This window comes from Streptomyces sp. NPDC017056, from assembly GCF_044332485.1.
Taxonomy (GTDB): Bacteria; Actinomycetota; Actinomycetes; order Streptomycetales; family Streptomycetaceae; genus Streptomyces.
The window spans coordinates 522,105-539,516 of sequence record NZ_JBIRPD010000002.1 but is presented as its reverse complement, the minus strand read 5'-3'; the positions used below and the strand labels follow the sequence as shown (position 1 = coordinate 539,516).

Sequence of the window (17,412 nt, the reverse complement as noted above, 5' to 3'; positions counted from 1 at the left end):
CGCCCCATTACCTACCCGGGCCGACCGGCCGGTCTCCTGGTCATACTTTCTTCGGGGGGCGCGTCGGAGTGGGGGTCGGCTCACCGGTGCGGCCTACGCTGAAACGGTCCGCCGCGCGCCGGAGCCGCCCCCGTGTCGGCAGTAACGTTCCGCTGTCGAGGTGAGCGCGTCGGGGCGGACAACCGTTCGCGGCGGCGGGACGACGCGCCGGGGCCGCCGGCGGTAAACGCGCAGCCGAATGCCCTGATGACGCGGGGCGGGGCCCGGTGGTATAGGGACCGGCCGCGGCCGATCCGGAACCCGCGGGAAACAACCATTCTTTCCGATCACCCCCTCTTCGCACCCTCCACGTCTACTTGAGTTCAGTAGGGCCGCATACCCGTCCCTTCGAGTCGGCCCTATTCGTTCCGCATGTATGCCTGACACTCCTCTCCCCCTCCAGCAGCCGGCACGGCGTATCGGACGGCGGTTCTTCAAGCCCGAGTGTGTCCCCGCCCCTGCCGCCGGCGACCGTGCGCAGGCCGAGCCGGAAAGCGAAAGGGAATACGTACGCCCGCAGCACTCCGACGATCTGCTGGAACGCCTCGGCGCGGAACTCGACCGGATCAGGACCGCGTTGTGGTCACAGCAGGCCGAAGCCGAATACGGCCCGGAACCCCGCCGGTGCTGAGAGCGGACCGCACCACCTGACCGACCGGGACCACCGCCGCCGCACCGCCCGCAGGGAAGTTGCCGTGTACGATCCCCCCAGTCTTCATCTCCTGATGCCGTCCACCGCCGACGGGTACCGGATCCCCGCCCAAGCCACCCACGAGCCCGACCTCTCCTACGCGTTCGGGCTCGCCGACGGCCCCCTCTTCCGCGACCAGCCCGCCCACGAGAGCCTGGCCGACGCCTACGCCTACGACGCGGCCCGGCTGGTGCCCGACGACCTCGACGCCGAGCTGGCCCAGCTCCTGGACACCGCCGAACAGCCCCGCGTGGGCGACGCGTTGCCGGCGACCGAGCCCCACAGCCACCGCAAGCCGTCCTTCGTGCGCGCCGCCCGCAACCCGGCGCGCGGCGGCACCCGGTCCTGGCGCCGCACGCTCAGCGTGGTCACCGTGGTCCTGACGGCCGTGATCGTGGTGGCGGTCGGGCTGCTGGCCGCGGTGGCTTCCTACCCGCCGCTGCGTGCGCTGGCCGGCGAGGCCACCTCACCGCACATCGCCCAGGTGTGGCCGCTCCTGGTCTACGGCCCGTGGGTCGCGGCCATCCTGTCCATCCTGCGGGCCCGCGCCCACCGGCGCCGCACCGCCCACTCGTGGTGCGTGGTCATCTTCTTCGCCGCCGTCGCCACGGTGCTGTGCATCGCCAAGGCCCCCACGACGCCGGCCGGCATCACCGTCGCGGGGCTGCCGCCGGTCACCGTGCTGCTCTGCTTCCACCAGCTCATCCGCCAGCTCGAACCGGGCCCGGCGCCGGCGCCCGCGACGCGGCACGCGCAGACGAAGAGCGGCGCCCGCCGCCACCGCTCCGCCCGCTGACCTCCCGGCGGCCGCCGCGGGTCCCGGGCGGCCGCCGCACATCGCGTCCGGGACGCGGCGGTCAACGGCCGTACGCTGCCCGGTATTGCCCAAGCCCCGGCCCTCGCCCTACGTTTCGGGAAACTTCGCTCGCGTTTCCTCGGCCGAGCCGGAAATCGGGTGTACGGTCCGTCGTACGGAAAATACCCGAAACCGGCCGACCGCTCCTTTTTTATGTGCCCGGGAGGGCGCAATACGCCCCCCGAATGCGCCCGGCTGTCCGGAGGAAACAGCGCAGCAGAAACGGTTGCTTGACCAGAGCGAGCGTATCCGTGATTTCCGTGATTCGTTGGTGGGGATGTGAGCCGTTGCGTCAGCAGCCGATAGAGGAGTGAGTATTGATGGCCGTGAGCTGGGCGAAAAGGATCGCCGTCACGGAACCCGCACCAAAACCCGTCCGCTACGCCCGTTACCTGGCGCCCCATTGGCAAGGGCTCCTCCGGGTGGACAGCGAGAACGGGATCGGCATCGTTCCGGCCTGCGCGTTCTTCGGCGTAATCGCTTCGGTCCTCTTCGGTGCGGGCGGCGCGGGCGTGGCCCTGCTCGTCGACGTGGTCATCGACCGCGACCAACTGGCACGCGTCTGGATGGCGTTCGACCTCACGATGGCCGTGGCCCTGTCCGTCTCCTACTGGCTCGTCGCCCGGTACGGTCTGCGGTTCTACGACACCGACCCGGCCACCAACGACCTGTGGCGGCTGATCACCGTCGCCAACACCGCCTGGCGGTCGCTGCCCCGGGCCCACCGGACGGCCCAGAGGCCCCGGCTGCGCGCGGTCAACACCGCCGCCCGCATCCTGCTCGCGGACCCCGAGGACACCAGGACCCACCAGATGCTCCACGCGCACGCCGACGTGCTGCGGCACCTGGCGACCACCGTCCTCGCCGACACCCAGCAGACCCAGTCCCCGGAGCCCGCCACCGCGTACGCGACGCGCGCCGCCGAACTCGGTCCCCGCGGCGACCACGGCCCCGTACCGCCGACCTCGCTCGAAGCGGCGCCCACCATCCCCGCGCAGCAGTGACCCCAGCCTCCCGCGCCCGGTCCTGCGTGCTGTTCCGGTCGTTGCTGACGCGTGGAGCCGGAACGGCGGGACCGCGGGCGGCGGGAATCCGGCCTTGTGGACGGTGCGTACGCGGGCCGGAACCGGCACGTGACCTTGGCCGGGTCTGATGGCCGTACCGTCGCGCCCCGGGGTCCTGGCTCCTAGGGTGGAGCGCCGGAATCGGAAATATTTCCGTCCGCTCCCAGGAGGTTCCCGTGAGCGTCAGCGCCAAGGGCACGTACCTGATCAAGAACGCGAGCAGCGGTCTCTACCTGACCGCCAAGGGCAACAGCAAACAGGTTCCCACGGACATCGTCCAGGAGAGGCTGCACGACTGGCCGCAGCGGGCGGCGCAGGCGTGGCGGCTGGAGTCCGCGCCGGGAGGCGAGAACACCTTCCGGCTGCAGAACCAGAACAGCGGCGGGTACCTCCAGGTCCGCAGGTGCAGCAAGGACAAGGGCGCGCCCCTGGTCCAGGAGCACTTGGAGGAGAACACTCCCGCCTACCGCAGCCAGTCCTGGCAGCTCGTCGACGAGGACCCGTACCGGATCTCCAACCTGCACAGCGGCCTGTGGGCGAACGTCCGCGACAACGCCGCCGCCGTGGGCGCGGCCGTCGACCAGTCCACGGAGAACACCGGCGCCTACCGCGGCGCCCAGCAGTGGAGCTTCGAGCCGGTCGAAGCGCTCGGCGGCGACACGGTGTTCGACGCGCTGTCCGGTCTGCTGGTGGAGCCGGGCGGCGGCATCGTCTCCACCGTCGCGCACGTCTTCAAGGCATCCCTGGAGGCCGCCGGCGGGGTCTTCGGCACCGTCGCCAAGTACGTGCCGGGCGACACCACGCCGTTCGTCCGCTTCGACGGCTTCCGCGGCGACGAGGTCGTCCGGTTCTCCTCGCGCAACCGCGTCGAGGCGGGACCGCGCAAGATCAGCACCCAGTTCCCGCACCTGCCCAAGGAGTTCCACGGCGGCTTCGACTTCGTCACCCGGGCACCGCGGCACAGCGACCGGACGTACCTGGGCGTCAAGGGCGATCTGACCGTCGCCTTCTCCGACAAGGGCAACGACGGCATCGACCGGAGCGAGGAGTACTTCCCGTCCCGGGAGCTGGAGCCGTACGGGCGGGTCCTGGAGGCGGCGCCGGCCAGGCCCGACGACTCCCAGTACCTGCTCTTCTGCGAGCAGGGCACGGCGCTGATCGACGGCCGGTTCCGCGCGCCGGACATCCGCGAGGTGCAGCCGATACGGCTGGGCCAGCTGCCCAAGGGCTGGGAGAAGCCGGACGCGGTCGCCTCCGCCACCGTCGGCGACGAGGTCCACTTCTTCGCCGCCAAGGGCACCGAATACGCCGTCTTCACCCTGCGCGACCTCATCCAGGGGCCCGCGCCGGTGCTGAACGCCTACCCCTTCCTGCTGGGGCTCTGGGCATAGCGGTGCCCGCCCGCGTGACCGGGTGGCCGTCTCCGTCCGGCCGCCCGGCTCCGCGCGCCCCGGTCCGCGAGGCGTCCTTTAACCTGCGTGCATGACCACTGCTCCCGGCTCCGCGCAGGTGCTCGACCACTGGAAGGCGGGCCTGCGTTCGGTGCCCGCCGAGGTCTGGGCGCGTACCGGGCTGCGGGTGCTGATCCTCGCCGGCAACGAGCTGACCGCGCTCCCGCCCGAACTCGGCCGGCTGCGGGCGCTGCACACGCTCGACCTCGGCCACAACGCCCTGACGGATCTTCCCGAACAGATCGGGGACCTGACCGGCCTCACCCGCTTTCTCTACCTGCACGACAACCGGCTCACCGCGCTGCCCGCCGCCCTCGGCAAGCTGGAGCGGCTCGGCTATCTCAACGTCGGGGAGAACCCGCTCGGCCTGCTGCCCGCGTCGCTCGGCGACATGGCGGGGCTGCACGAACTCCGCGCGCAGCACGCGTCCCTCACGGACCTGCCGGCCTCCCTCGGCCGCCTCGCGCGCCTGCGGGAGCTGTGGCTGCGCGGCAACCACCTGAGGGGGCTGCCCGCCGCCCTGAGCGGCCTCCAGGCGCTGCGCGAGCTGGAGCTGCGGGAGAACGCCCTGCCCGAGGTCCCGGAGGCCCTGCGCGGGCTTCCGTTGCTGCGCCGGCTCGACCTGCGCGGCAACGCCCTGCGCGGCGTGCCGGATTGGCTGGCCGACTTGCCCCGTCTGGAGAAGCTGGACCTGCGCTGGAACTTTGTGGACCACGACGCGGCGCCGCTGCGCGCGCTGCGCGAACGCGGCTGCTTCGTCCTGGTCTGACGCCTCGGGGCCCGGCTCCGTGGGACGTCAGGTGAGGTCGAATTCCCCGTGCCGGGCGCCGAGGACGAAGCCGCGCCACTCGGCCGGTGTGAAGACCAGCGCGGGCACGTCCGGTGTGCGCCGGTTGCGCATCGCGATGTACCCCTCGACGAAGGCGACCTGGACGTCGCCCACCCCCTGGCTGCTCGACTGCCAGGCGGCGCCGGTCAGATCCAGCTCCGGTACGGCCCCGTTCGCGAGCCGCTGCTCGGTGATGCCCTCGGCCACGTCGCTGCTCCTCCCGGTTCGGCGGTGCGGTCAGCCTAGCCATCGCGCCCGGTGACCGACAGACCACGGTGCACGCCCGTGTCACGTGGTGGGCGGTTCCGCGCCCACCAGCCACATCGAGAAGAACTGGGAGCCGCCCCCGTACGCGTGCCCCAGGGCGCGCCGCGCGCCGGGGACCTGGTGCTCGCCCGCCTGCCCGCGCACCTGGAGTGCCGCCTCGGCGAAGCGGATCATGCCGGAGGCGCCGATGGGGTTGGCGGACAGCACCCCGCCGGACGGGTTGACGGGCAGGTCGCCGTCGAGTTCCGTCACCCCGGCCTCGGTGAGCTGCCAGCCCTCGCCGGGCGCGGCGAAGCCCAGGTTCTCCAGCCACATCGGCTCGTACCAGCTGAACGGTACGTACATTTCGACCGCGTCGGTCTCCCGGCGCGGGTCGGTGATCCCGGCCCGCCGGTACACCGCGGCGGCGCAGTCCTTGCCCGCCTGCGGGGAGACGAAGTCCTTGCCGGCGAAGAGGGTCGGTTCGCTGCGCATCGCCCCGCCGTGCACCCAGGCCGCCGGGCGCGGCGCCCGCCGCGCGCCCGCGCGGTCGGTGAGGACCATCGCGCAGGCGCCGTCGGAGGACGGGCAGGTCTCGGAGAAGCGGATCGGGTCCCAGAGCATCGGGGACGCCTGCACCTTCTCCAGGGTGATGTCGTGCTCGTGGAGGTGGGCGTAGGGGTTTTTCAGCGCGTTGCGGCGGTCCTTGTACGCGACGAGGGAGCCGACCGTGGCGGGGGCGCCCGTACGCCGGATGTACGCGCGCACGTGCGGGGCGAAGAAGCCGCCCGCCCCGGCGAGCAGCGGCTGCTGGAACGGGACCGGGAGCGACAGGCCCCACATGGCGTTGGACTCGGACTGCTTTTCGAAGGCGAGGGTCAGCACGGTGCGGTGTACGCGGGCGGCGACGAGGTCGGCCGCGACCAGGGCGGTCGAGCCGCCGACCGAGCCGGCGGTGTGCACGCGCAGCATCGGTTTGCCGACGGCGCCGAGCGCGTCGGCGAGGTACAGCTCGGGCATCATGACGCCCTCGAAGAAGTCGGGGGCCTTGCCGATGACGACGGCGTCGACGTCCTGCCAGCCCAGCCCGGCGTCCTCCAGCGCCCGCAGCGCGGCCTCGCGCACGAGTCCGGCGATGGAGACGTCGCGGCGGGCCGCGACGTGCCGGGTCTGCCCGACGCCGGTGACGGCGACGGGCTCCTTCGCGACTGCGGCCCCGCTCATCGCGGCTCCCCTTCCAGTACGGCGACCAGGTTGTGCTGGAGGCAGGGCCCGGAGGTGGCGTGGGCCAGCGCCCGCCGCGACTCCCCGCGCCGTATCCGGTCCGCCGCCTCGCCGATCCGGACGAGTCCCGCGGCCATCACGGGGTTGGCGGCGAGCGCCCCGCCGGACGGGTTGACCCGTACCGCGTCGTCCAGCCGGAGCGCCTTGCGGAGCACGACCTCCTGCGCGGTGAAGGGCGCGTGCAGTTCGGCGGTGTCCACCGGCTGTTCGAAGGCGCCGGCGCGCTCGGCGGCCAGCCGGGCGGACGGCGAGTCGGTGAGGTCCCGTACGCCGAGTGCGTGTGCCTCGATGCGGTGGTCGATGCCGCGGATCCAGGCGGGGCGCTCGCACAGCCGCCGCGCGGTGTCCCCGGCCGCGAGGACGACGGCGGCGGCGCCGTCGGTCACGGGCGGGCAGTCGCCGGTCCGGAGCGGCCGTACGACGTAGGAGCCGCGCGGCACGGGGCCGCTGAGCTGCGCGTGCGGGTTGGCCACCGCGTCGGCGCGGCTGCGGGCCGCGATGCCGGCGAGCGCCCGTTCGTCCGTGTCGCCGGCGTCGATCAGGGCCTGGGCCTGGAGGGCCGCCAGGGAGACGGAGTCGGGCCACAGCGGCGCGAGGTAGTAGGGGTCCAGCTGGCGGGTGAGCACGTCGCGCACCTCGCCGGGCGAGGTCTTGCCGTACGCGTACACGAGCGCGGTTTCGGCCTCGCCGGTCAGCAGCTTGACCCACGCCTCGTACAGCGCCCAGGCGCCGTCCGCCTCCACGTGCGACTCGGCGATGGGCGGCCAGGCGCCGACGCTGTCGAGTGCCATGGTGAAGGAGAAGGCCCGCCCGGCCAGGTAGTCCGACGACCCCGAGCAGGTGAAGTCGATCTCGCCGGTCCGCAGCCCCGCCTGGGCCAGTGCGTCCTGGAGGACCGGCAGCAGCAGTTCGGCCTCGGAGACCTCGGAGGTGTCGCGGGTGTGGTCGCTCTGTGCGAAGGCGACGACCGCGATCTCACGCATCAGACCAGCTCCTTGTAGCTGTCGTAGCCGGCGTCGGGTTCGCCGGACGGCCGGTAGTGGTCGGGGAAGCGGCCGTCGTCGCTCCACACCGGCTCCACCCGCAGCCCCATGCGTACCTGGTCGTACGGGATGCCGCCGATGCGCGCGTGCAGGGCCAGGTCGGCGCCGTCCAGGGCGATGTGCGCGTAGACGTACGGCACCTCGATGTCGAGGTTCTTGGCCTTGATGTTCACGATGCAGAAGGTGGTGACCGTGCCTCCGGGGCCGACCTCGACCTGCTCCCGAGTGGCGACGCCGCAGGTGGGGCAGGCACCGCGGGGCGGCACGTAGACCTTGCGGCAGGACGGGCAGCGTTCGCCGACGGTGCGGCGGCCGGCGAGGGCGGTCAAGTAGCGGGTCTGGGCGCGCCCCGGCGAGTAGGTGTAGTCGAGGCGGGCGGGGGTGGTGATGCCGGTGACGGGGTCGGCGAACCCGCCGCTGTGCGGGACGGCTTCCCCTGCCGCGCCGCCCCCTGCGTACGGTTCGAAGCACGCGATGTCGGTGATCGCGCCGGTACGCTCCCGCGCCCACCGCACGCGCACCCGCATCCCGGTGCGCACGGCCTCGGGCCCTGGCGCGTCCAGGGCGTGCAGCAGGGCCGTGTCGGCGCCGTCGAGGCGGACCAGCACCCAGGCGAACGGCGTGTCCAGCGGCTGGCAGCGGCGCGGGGCCGGGTTCCAGGCCCAGGTGGTGACCGCACCGGTGCTGCCGACCTCGACGAGGTCGCGCAGCTCCTCGGCGGTGCCGGGGTCGTACTCGACGGGCGGCACCAGCACCCGGCCCTCGCCGGTGCGTACGCCGAGGACGACGCGCTCGCGCAGCCCGGTGAGGAAGGCGCTCTGCACGGGGCCGAGCGACCGGGTGAAGGGGAACTCCACGACGAGCGGCGCGGTGAGCGCTTCGGGTGTGCCGGCGGTGCGGGAGGTCTGGGACATACGGGCTCCTCGCTCGCGTACGGGGGTCAGGCGCGCCGGAAGACGGGCGGGCGCTTCTCCGCGAAGGCCCGGGAGCCCTCTTTCGCGTCGGCGGTGGCGAAGACGGGCCAACCGCGTTCCATTTCCGCTTTCAGCCCGTCCTCCTCGGTCATGGAGGCGGTCTCGTAGACGGACGCCTTGACGGCCTCGACGGCGAGCGGGCCGCACGCGTTGATCTGCCCGGCGATCTCCAGCGCCTTGGCGAGCGCGCCGCCGTCCGGCACGACGTGCCCGATCAGCCCGATCCGCTCGGCTTCCTCCGCGGTGTACGGACGGCCGGTGAGCAGCATTTCCAGTGCGTGGGTGCGCGGGATCTGGCGGGCGAGGCGGACGGTGGAGCCGCCGATGGGGAAGAGCCCGCGCCGTACCTCGAAGAGGCCGAAGGTGGCGCTGCGGGCGGCCACCCTGATGTCCGTGCCCTGGAGGATCTCCGTGCCGCCCGCGACGCAGGGGCCTTCGACGGCGGCGACGACCGGCTTGCGGGGGCGGTACTGGCGCAGCATCGCCTTCCAGTGGAGCTCGGGGTCGGCTTCGAGGCGGTCGCGGTACCGCTCGCCCGCCATGCCCTGGCCGGCCAGCGCCTTGAGGTCCATGCCCGCGCAGAACGCGCCGCCGGCCCCGGTGAGCACGACCGAGCGGACGGCGTCGTCCTCGTCGGCCGCGGTCCAGCCGTCGTACAGGCCCACCAGCATCGGCAGGGAGAGCGCGTTCCTCGCCTCCGGCCGGTTGAGGGTGAGCACCAGGGTCGCGCCCTCGCGTGTCACGGTCAGATGTTCGGTCCCGCCCATGCGTCCTCCTGTCCGTACGGCCGCGTGCCGTGCCCGCCGCCGTCCGTGAGCCGCCCGTACGCCCCGGAACGTAGAACAGGTTGCAGTAGCGGGGGGCCGACTTCAAGGGTTTTCTGACAGGCAGTCAGATTCCGTGGTCGCGCCCCTTCCCCCGTCCGCCGCGCGGCGCTCTAATGACCGCCAGACCGACGCCGCCGCCCGCCCTGGAGGAGACGTGGAATACAACCTCGCCGATCTGTTCGAGTCGGTCGTCGACACGGTTCCCGGGCGCGAGGCGCTGGTCCACCTCGACCACCCGGGCACGGGCGCGGCGCGCCGGCTGACCTACGCGGAGCTGGACCGGGCCGCCAACCGGCTCGCCCACCACCTGCGCGCCCGCGGAGTCGCCCCCGGCGCACACGTCGGCCTGCACCTCTACAACGGCGTCGAGTACCTCCAGACCGTCTACGCCTGCCTGAAGATCCGCGCCGTCCCGGTCAACGTCAACTACCGCTACGTCGAGGACGAGCTGGCGTACCTCTACCGGGACGCCGACCTCGCCGCGCTGGTCTTCGACGCGGAGTTCACCGGCCGAGTCGCGGCCGCGCTGCCGCGCACCGGCGGGCCACACCACCTGATACGGGTCGGCACGCCGCCACCGCACGCCCCCGAGCCCGCCGTCCGGCCCGTGCCGTTCGTGGACGCCGAGGCGTCCGGCTCGCCCGAGCGCGGCTTCGGGCCGCGCTCCCCCGACGACCAGTTCATCATCTACACCGGCGGCACCACCGGCATGCCCAAGGGCGTGATGTGGCGCCACGAGGACCTGTTCTTCTCCGGCATGGGCGGCGGGGCGCCGACCGGCGAGCCCGTACGGCGCCCGGAGGAGCTGGCCGAACGCGTCGCCGCCGGCGGGGAAGGGCTGGTCTTCTTCCCCACTCCCCCGCTGATGCACGGCACGTCCACCCTCACCGCCTTCATCGCGTTCCACTTCGGCCAGAAAGTGGTCCTGCACCGCAAGTTCGTACCGGAGGAGGTGCTGCGCACCGTCGAACGCGAGCGGGTCACCAGCATCTCGCTGGTCGGCGACGCGATGCTCCGCCCGCTCGCGGACGCGCTGGCGGGCCCGCTCAAGGGCACCGACTGCTCCTCGCTGTTCAGCGTCAGCAGCTCGGGCGCGATCCTCTCGGAGACCGTACGGGCCCAGTTCGCGGCCCTCGTGCCGGACGCCTTGCTGCTCAACAACTTCGGCTCATCCGAGTCGGGCTTCAACGGCACCGCCACCGAGGACTCAGGGCCGGACAAGGGCTTCCGGCTACGCGTCAACGCGCACACGGCGGTGGTCGACGCGGCCTCCCCCGCGCACCGGCCGGTGGCGGCCGGCGAGGTGGGCCGGCTCGCGCTGCGCGGGCACGTACCGCTCGGCTACTACAACGACCCGCGCAAGACCGCCGAGACGTTCTTCGAGGCGAACGGCGACCGGTGGGTGCTGCTCGGCGACATGGCCACCGTCGACGAGGAGGGCGTCGTCACCGTCCTCGGGCGGGGCTCGCAGTGCATCAACTCCGGCGGCGAGAAGGTCTACCCGGAGGAGGTCGAGCAGGCGCTGAAAGCACATCCCGACGTGTACGACGCGCTGGTGGCCGGCGTACCTGACCAGCGGTGGGGCAGCCGGGTCGCCGCCGTCGTCCAGCTGCGCGACGGCGCGTCCCCGGTGGACGCGGCCGACTTGCAGGCCCACTGCCGGGCGCGGCTGGCCGGCTACAAGGTTCCCCGTTCGGTCGTCTTCACCGACCGCATCCAGCGCTCCCCGAGCGGCAAGGCGGACTACCGGTGGGCGAAGACGGTGGTCTCCGGGGCCGCCCCGTAGGGGCCGTCCGCGCAGGGCCCCGGTCACCGGCCGGGCTCCGGCCGCCGCCCCGACGGCGGCCGGAGTCCCTGACCGGCAGTTCAGGTGGTGCGGCGCTGGCGGCGGCGCGGCCGACACACCCGCGAGGGGGTGTGCGCCGCGCCGGGCCGGGCTATGACGGCGAGGATCTCGGACATACGGTTCTCCTGTGTGGGAGGAAGGGGACACCCGCACGGTTGCCCCGCGCCTCCAGGTGGGTCAACTTCCTGTTACGGCGCTTCACCCGCTTGGCACACGCCGCGCCGCCCGAATGCAGCAAGCCGTGGCCCGCGCCAAGGGTGGGAAGCGGCCCGGCAACGGCTCTACGCTGAAGCATGGACTTCGACAGCGTGGGGTTCGAAGGCACCCGTTCCGGTTCGCACGACCTCCGGGTCAGGCTCGACCCCGCGGAGCACGACCCGCGCTCGGACACGGCCGCGCTCTGCGCCGCGGGGCCGGTCGTCCCCGTCGTGCTGCCCGGCGGGGTGGCGGCCTGGCTGGTGACCCGCCATCAGGCCGGACGGGCGGTGCTGGCCGACAGCCGCTTCGTCAAGGACATCGGCGCGTGGCGTGCCTGGCGCAGCGGGGAGGTCCCGCGCTCCTGGCCGCTGGCGCCGCTGCTGACCGTCGCCAACATGACCACCGCGACGGCGGGCGACCACACCCGGCTGCGCGCGCCGCTGGCCCGGGCGTTCACCGTGTGCCGCGTGGAGCGGCTGCGGCCGCGCGTCGAGGAGCTGACCGGCCTGCTGCTGGACGGCCTCGCCGCCGGCCCGGCCACGGAGCCGGTCGAGCTGCGGGAGCGGTTCGCGCACCCGCTGCCGGTCAACGTGATCTGCGAGCTGTTCGGCGTGCCCGGCGGCCGCCGCGACCGGCTGCGGTCGCTGTGCGCCGCCCTGTTCGGCACCCCGGCCGCCCCGGTCGGCCCGGCCGAGATCCTGGCCACCCACCGGGCGCTGCGCGCCGCGCTCGGCGGGCTGCTCGAAGAGAAACGGGCCAGGCCGGGGGACGATCTCACGAGCGCGCTGGTGGCCTCCGGAGAGGGGGCGCTGAGCCCGACCGAGCTGGTCGACACGCTGCTCCTGATGATCGTCGCAGGCCATGAGACGACCGTGAACCTCCTGGTCAACGCCGTGTACGCGCTGCTCGCCCATCCGCGTCAGCTGGCGCTCGCCCGCAGCGGGCAGGTCGCGTGGAACGCGGTGGTCGAGGAGGTGCTGCGCTGGGACCCGCCGGTCGCCAACTTCCCGTTCCGCTACGCGCTGTGCGACGTGGACCTGGCCGGCCACACCATCCGCGCCGGCGACCCGGTGATGCTCTCGTACACCGCGTTCGGCCGCGATCCCGAGCAGCACGGGCCCGGCGCGGCGAGCTTCGACATCACCCGGGAGCCCACCCGCCACCTCGCCTTCGGCCACGGCATCCACCACTGCCTCGGCGCTCCGCTCGCCCGGCTCGAAGCGGCCGTCGCCCTGCCCGCCCTCTTCGAGCGCTTTACCGAACTGGCCCTGTACGAGCCGGAACGGCCGCCGCAGCGCCGTCCCGGCCTGGTCTTCAACGGCCTGCGGGAACTGCCGGTCGTCCTGGCCCCGCGCGGCGCCTGACGACGCCCGGCCCGGCGGACTCCCGGGCCGGAGCGGGCGCCTGTCGTCAGGCCCCGTTCAGAGCCGCGTGTGCAGAACGCGGTGCTCGAAGCGGGCGAAGGCGACCTCCTGGCGCCATTCCAGAGCCGCCTTCTGGTTCCCGGCGAGGAATCGTGCGCACGCCGCGCGCGGTGGGCGGCCCTGGCCGGGACGTTCGAATCGGCAGGGGCGCGAAAGCCCGTACACACGGCGCCCGTTGCCCCGCTCGCCCCACAGGCCGCGCCCGGGCAGGAAGGCGTGCTCCAGCGAGGCGCGGGCCAGGTTCTTCAACTCCCCGTACCGCAGACCGTAGGCGGCGGCCGCGTACTGGTAGTCGCGGCTGATGTCGCTGCGCGAGATCCCCGGGTCGTCGGTGGCCAGCACGACCGGCACGCCGTAGCGCCGGTAGAGCGGGAAGGGGTGGTCGGCGGCGGTGACGCCGAGGATCTGCCGGTTACTGGTGAACGGCACCTCCACGGCGGTGTTCCGCCGGGCCATGGTGCGCAGGAGCGCGGGCGCGCCGTCCTCGTGCGCCACGTCCACGCCGTGGCCGATACGCTCCGCGTGCCCGGTGCGCACCGCCTCGTCGATGTGGAAGCGGAGGTGCTCGGGCTTGACGAGACCGGGGACGAGTTCACCGGCGTGCAGGGTGATGTGGGCGCGCGGGTAGACGCCGTGCAGGTAGTCCAGCATCCGCATGTGGAGCCGGTAGTTGCGCAGCGCGTTCTCCTCGTCCTCCGGCTGCACGAGGTTCACCGCGACGAACCGGCGGTCGCGCTCGGCGAGCCGCATGCCGACGGCCATCTGCGTGAAGACCCGCGCGGGCGAAGCGCCGCGCGACACCTGGGAGATGTACCGGACCGGCAGCCGGCAGCCGGGCTCCGGACGGGCGGTGCCGCAGCCCGCCGCCTTGCGGAACTGCGCCTGGCTCGCGTCCGTGTCGCGTCCGGCCTCGCGTACGAGCTTGCCCAGCCTGCCGCCGGACGCCAGCAGCCGGTGCATCCTGCGCAGGTCCGCGTGGTAGCCGATCCGGTCCGCCAGCTTCTTGCCGCTCTCGGAGGCGGGCGTCAGCATCGTCTCCAGGTAGAACTGGTTCTGCCGGGCTGCGGAGTTGGCCACTTCGGCCAGCAGCTTGCCGTTGTTGGGCCAGGTGACCGCACCGAACTTGCCGAAGGCCGCGAAGAAATGATCGTGCCCGGACTCGCCGGACGCCGACGAGAAGTCCTGCATCGACCAGGCCCGCAGGATCCGCCGGTGGAAGGCGCGGTCGGTGCGGGCCTGCACCGCCGGCCGCGTGCCGGGGCCGCACGGCCCCGGCTTGGCCGTCGTCGTCCTGTTGTCGATGCACAGCCCGCCGTCGCCCGCCAGCTTGATCAGCAGTTCGGTCGAAGCCGCGCCCGAGAGGTGGTTGTGCAGGTCGGCGCCCTTGGGCAGCGCACGGAAGAAGGCGCGTAGCGCCGCCGGCCGGTTCTTGATCCTGGCGAGGTGGGCGGCGACCCGCTGCTCGGTGTCGGCGGGGGCGGCGGCCACGCCCGGCTCCGGCGGCGCGGCGAGCGCCGAGGAGGGCAGCAGCGACAGTACGGCGGTACAGCTCACGCCGAGGACGAGCGGGGCGGACCGGCGGTGCCGCCGGCGACGGTGGGGGAAGGTGATCACTCGCTCATCTTGGCGAGTCCGGCGGGCGGGACGGCAACGGCAGGCGGGGCTGCGTCCTCTCGGGTGAACAAAAATCCACCCGAACTACGCGGCAGCGGTGCGCCGGAACCGGCGCACCGCTGCCGCCGCACCTGCCGCCGCTCAGCCGACCCGGGTCATCGTGGACTCGTAGCCCCCGCCGCCCGGATAGACCCACGCGCCGGCGAGACTGTCCCCGTCCGCGGCGAAGGTGCCCCGGAAATACGCGGGCGAGCCCTTCTCGCCGCCCCAGATCGTCAGGACGTCCCCTTCCAGTTCGTACACGTAGTCGAGGGTGTGCCCCTCGTTGCCGTAGAAACGGGACCTGATGTCCTCCCCCGGCTCCTCAGCGCCGAAGGGCTTCTCCCGGCCGACCACCTCCATGCCGGTGACCGGCCGCCCGTGCTGCTCCAACTCGACGTCCTGCACCAGGAAGAAACCCCCGTCGAGCAACCGGAAGGTGACCGTGCCCGTCGCCCCGCCGTCGACCCGCCAGCGGCCCACGAGCCGCCCCAGCCCCCCGACCGCCTCGTCCGGCCGCGCCGCCACCTCGTTCTCCGCCCGCTGCGTCATGCCCGTTCCTCCCTTTCCTGTGACGTCCTGTCGCTCATACGACCGGCGGGCCCGCGGAAAGGAATCGACGGCCGGGAGTGACCCGCGTCACTCCTCGTCCGCGCCGCCCCGCACGTCGGCGGGCGTCAGGACGGAGGCGAGGCCGAGGGCGGGCAGGATCTCCGGCGCGAAGGTGGTGATCTCCGCGATCCGGCCGTCCTCGACGCGGAGCACGTCGATGTTGACCGCCGTGTACACCGGGGAACCGGGGCGCCGTACGTAGTTCACGGCGGCCGGCTGCCGGTTCACGGCGACCGGTACGGCGTGCCAGTCGCCCCACACCTGGTCGCCTTCCAGGACCGGCGCCCACATGCCCAGGACGGCCGCGCGCCCCTCGAACACCAGGTGGGCGGGCGGCATGGTCTGCCGGACGTCCTCGCGCAGCAAGGCGGCCAGCGCGGGCACGTCGGCCGCCCGGGAGGCGGCGGTGAAGCGCTGGAGGAGGGCACGTTCGGCGTCGCTCGGGCCCGTCGCCCGCGCCCAGTCGGCGCGCCGCTCGGGCAGTTGCTCGCGCAGGGTGGCGCGGGCGCGTTGCAGCGCGCTCTTGACCGCGGCCACGGTCAGCTCAAGCGCCTCGGCCGTCTCGGCGGCGGGCAGGCCGACGACGTCGCGCAGGACCAGCACGGCCCGCTGCCGCGGCGGCAGGTGCTGGACGGCCGCCAGGAAGGCCAGTTCGACGGTTTCCCTGGCGATCGCCACCGCTTCCGGGCCGCCGTCGGCCGGTGCCGCCAGGTCCAGCAGGGTGTCCGGGTAAGGCTGTAGCCAGGTCACCTCGGCCGGCGCGGAACGCACCGTGCCGCCCGCGCTGTCGACCGCCACCGCGATCTCCCGGCTGCGGGCGGGGCCGGCCAGCGCGTCCAGACAGGCGTTGGTGGCGATCCGGTACAGCCAGGCCCGGAAGGTCGCCCGCCCCTCGAAGGTCGCCCTCTTGCGCCAGGCCCGCAGCAGCGCTTCCTGTACGAGGTCCTCCGCGTCGTCGAAGGAGCCGAGCATCCGGTAGCAGTGCACCCGTAATTCGTGGCGGTAGCGCTCGGCGAGCCGCGCGAACGCCCGCTCGTCCCCCTCCCGGACCGCGGCTTCCGCCCGCTCGTCCGCCCCTCCCTGCCCCCGCATGCCCTCAACCGCCCCCTCGCGCACGCCGGGGACCCGGCCGCGTCACGGCCGGGTCGGCAACGTTGCCGGTGGCACCTGCGGGTGTGCAGGCACCACCGGGAGACTAGTCTCGGTCGGAGACGCTGGTGACACCCACGTTGGCGTTGTCGGCGAGCCCGGTCAGCCCGAGGGGGTACGGCGTCCCGGTCTTGGACGGGGAGTCGGCTCTGCCGGTACGGCCTGCGGTGGCCTGGGAGGCGGAGTCGTCGTCCGAGTCGGCTCGGGCCACGGCGGGCAGGGCGGCGCTGAGCAGCGCGGCCGCGGCGAGGAGACCGGCGGTGGTACGGAAAGACGCACGCATGATGATCCTTTCTACGGTTGCGCGGTCAGCGCACCACGGAACGCGGGCAGGACCCCGGCATTGGGCCGGACGTGGGCCGGGCCCCGGCATCGGGCCGGACGTGGGCGGGCCCGCGCGGCCCCTCGGCGGGGGCCGGCGGGCCCCGGAACCGCCGGCGCTCAGGGCCGGGGGACGAGGAACGCCCGGACCGCGTCGAGGAACTCCAAGGGGCGCTCCTCGTGGACGAGGTGGCCGGCGCCCTCGACGGTGACGAGCCGGCAGTCCGGGATGCGCTCGGCCATGTCCTGGAGTTGCTGCTGCGGGATGTGGCTGGTGGGGCCGCCGGCGATCACCAGGGTCGGCGCGGTGATCTTGGCCAGGCCGTCCCACCACCCGGGGTCCGGCGCGTTGCGCTGCGCCACCACGGCCACCTTGGCCTGCCAGTCGAACCCCAGCGGGCCCGGCGGCGGGTCGGTGACCTCCTGTGGCGGATCGCCCTGGACGGGCGGTGCCGCCTCCTCCAGCACCAGCCGTTCCACCAGCTCCGGCCGGTCGGCGGCCAGCAGCAGCGCGGCGATCGCGCCGACGGAGTGGCCGATGAGCGCCACGGGCCCCAGCCGCAGCTCCCGGAGGAACCCGGCCACGTCGTCACGCCAGCGCTCGAAGCCGTACTCGCCCGGCCAGTCGCTGCGGCCGTGGCCCCTCAGGTCCAGCGCGTACACCCGGTGGGTGGTGGCGAGTTGGCCGACCACGCCGCGCCAGTCCTCGCCGTCCTCGCCGAGGCAGTGGAGCAGCACCGCAGGGGGCGCGTCCGCCTCGCCCCAGCACCGGTATGCCAGTTGGACGTCACCGACCTGGACCTTCTGTACGTCGCTCATGCGCTCGAAGCTACCCACGCGGGACCCGGTCACGCCCCTTGACGCGTTCGCCACCCGCTGATTACTTGGACCGCGTTCAGCAACCG

The 17,412-nt window shown here is 73.3% G+C and carries 17 protein-coding genes; 7 read left to right on the top strand and 10 right to left on the bottom strand.

The features are described 5' to 3' along the window. Positions 1-415 precede the first annotated feature (415 nt). The 5 genes from ACH4OW_RS05430 (at position 416) to ACH4OW_RS05410 (ending at position 4,870) form a co-directional block, all read left to right on the top strand. Positions 416-670: a hypothetical protein gene (locus ACH4OW_RS05430; RefSeq protein WP_398025137.1), complete on the top strand. Its 255-nt coding sequence runs from the start codon at positions 416-418 to the stop codon at positions 668-670. 94 nt (positions 671-764) lie between these two features. Further along, entirely contained in the window at positions 765-1,526 is a 762-nt protein-coding gene (locus tag ACH4OW_RS05425; protein ID WP_360137900.1) for a DUF2637 domain-containing protein, read from the top strand. Between the two features lie 380 nt (positions 1,527-1,906). Beyond that, entirely contained in the window at positions 1,907-2,590 is a 684-nt protein-coding gene (locus ACH4OW_RS05420) for a hypothetical protein (RefSeq protein ID WP_398025134.1), read from the top strand. Positions 2,591-2,826: 236 nt separating this feature from the next. Beyond that, complete coding sequence (locus ACH4OW_RS05415; RefSeq protein WP_360137894.1) at positions 2,827-4,041, top strand: RICIN domain-containing protein; 1,215 nt, start codon at positions 2,827-2,829, stop codon at positions 4,039-4,041. Between the two features lie 91 nt (positions 4,042-4,132). Next, on the top strand, positions 4,133-4,870 hold the full coding sequence (locus ACH4OW_RS05410; RefSeq protein ID WP_360137891.1) for a leucine-rich repeat domain-containing protein: 738 nt from the start codon (positions 4,133-4,135) through the stop codon (positions 4,868-4,870). 27 nt (positions 4,871-4,897) lie between these two features. On the opposite strand, the gene ACH4OW_RS05405 is transcribed toward ACH4OW_RS05410, so the two are convergent. The 5 genes from ACH4OW_RS05405 to ACH4OW_RS05385 form a co-directional block, all read right to left on the bottom strand. After that, positions 4,898-5,137, bottom strand: a complete 240-nt coding sequence (locus tag ACH4OW_RS05405) for a DUF397 domain-containing protein (protein WP_360137888.1) — start codon at positions 5,135-5,137, stop codon at positions 4,898-4,900. Positions 5,138-5,218: 81 nt separating this feature from the next. Further along, positions 5,219-6,400 carry a thiolase domain-containing protein gene (locus tag ACH4OW_RS05400; protein ID WP_360137885.1) on the bottom strand — a complete coding sequence of 394 codons (1,182 nt, stop codon included), beginning with the start codon at positions 6,398-6,400 and terminating at the stop codon, positions 5,219-5,221. Next, complete coding sequence (locus ACH4OW_RS05395) at positions 6,397-7,443, bottom strand: thiolase domain-containing protein (RefSeq protein ID WP_398025131.1); 1,047 nt, start codon at positions 7,441-7,443, stop codon at positions 6,397-6,399. Before ACH4OW_RS05395 ends, ACH4OW_RS05400 begins: the two co-directional genes overlap by 4 nt. Further along, positions 7,443-8,417 (bottom strand): Zn-ribbon domain-containing OB-fold protein, encoded by a 975-nt coding sequence (locus ACH4OW_RS05390; RefSeq protein WP_398025129.1) that lies wholly within the window; start codon positions 8,415-8,417, stop codon positions 7,443-7,445. Before ACH4OW_RS05390 ends, ACH4OW_RS05395 begins: the two co-directional genes overlap by 1 nt. Positions 8,418-8,443: 26 nt before the next feature. Then, positions 8,444-9,244, bottom strand: a complete 801-nt coding sequence (locus ACH4OW_RS05385; protein ID WP_360137876.1) for a crotonase/enoyl-CoA hydratase family protein — start codon at positions 9,242-9,244, stop codon at positions 8,444-8,446. A 214-nt stretch (positions 9,245-9,458) separates the two neighbouring features. Here ACH4OW_RS05385 and ACH4OW_RS05380 point away from each other — a divergent pair, with 214 nt between their 5' ends. Beyond that, complete coding sequence (locus ACH4OW_RS05380; protein ID WP_398025126.1) at positions 9,459-11,090, top strand: acyl-CoA synthetase; 1,632 nt, start codon at positions 9,459-9,461, stop codon at positions 11,088-11,090. A gap of 353 nt (positions 11,091-11,443) precedes the next feature. After that, a complete protein-coding gene (locus tag ACH4OW_RS05375) occupies positions 11,444-12,712 on the top strand; it encodes a cytochrome P450 (RefSeq protein ID WP_398025124.1) in 1,269 nt (422 codons plus the stop codon). 57 nt (positions 12,713-12,769) lie between these two features. On the opposite strand, the gene ACH4OW_RS05370 is transcribed toward ACH4OW_RS05375, so the two are convergent. From ACH4OW_RS05370 to ACH4OW_RS05350, 5 genes are all read right to left on the bottom strand, one after another. Then, entirely contained in the window at positions 12,770-14,383 is a 1,614-nt protein-coding gene (locus ACH4OW_RS05370; protein ID WP_398025242.1) for an adenosine deaminase, read from the bottom strand. Between the two features lie 144 nt (positions 14,384-14,527). Continuing rightward, on the bottom strand, positions 14,528-14,977 hold the full coding sequence (locus ACH4OW_RS05365) for a hypothetical protein (RefSeq protein WP_398025122.1): 450 nt from the start codon (positions 14,975-14,977) through the stop codon (positions 14,528-14,530). An 87-nt stretch (positions 14,978-15,064) separates the two neighbouring features. After that, the gene (locus ACH4OW_RS05360; protein WP_398025120.1) at positions 15,065-16,129 is read right to left on the bottom strand and encodes an RNA polymerase subunit sigma-70; all 1,065 of its coding nucleotides are present in this window, start codon (positions 16,127-16,129) and stop codon (positions 15,065-15,067) included. Between the two features lie 103 nt (positions 16,130-16,232). Further along, entirely contained in the window at positions 16,233-16,469 is a 237-nt protein-coding gene (locus ACH4OW_RS05355) for a hypothetical protein (protein WP_360137858.1), read from the bottom strand. Between the two features lie 158 nt (positions 16,470-16,627). After that, entirely contained in the window at positions 16,628-17,326 is a 699-nt protein-coding gene (locus tag ACH4OW_RS05350) for an alpha/beta fold hydrolase (RefSeq protein ID WP_398025118.1), read from the bottom strand. Positions 17,327-17,412: the final 86 nt, after the last annotated feature.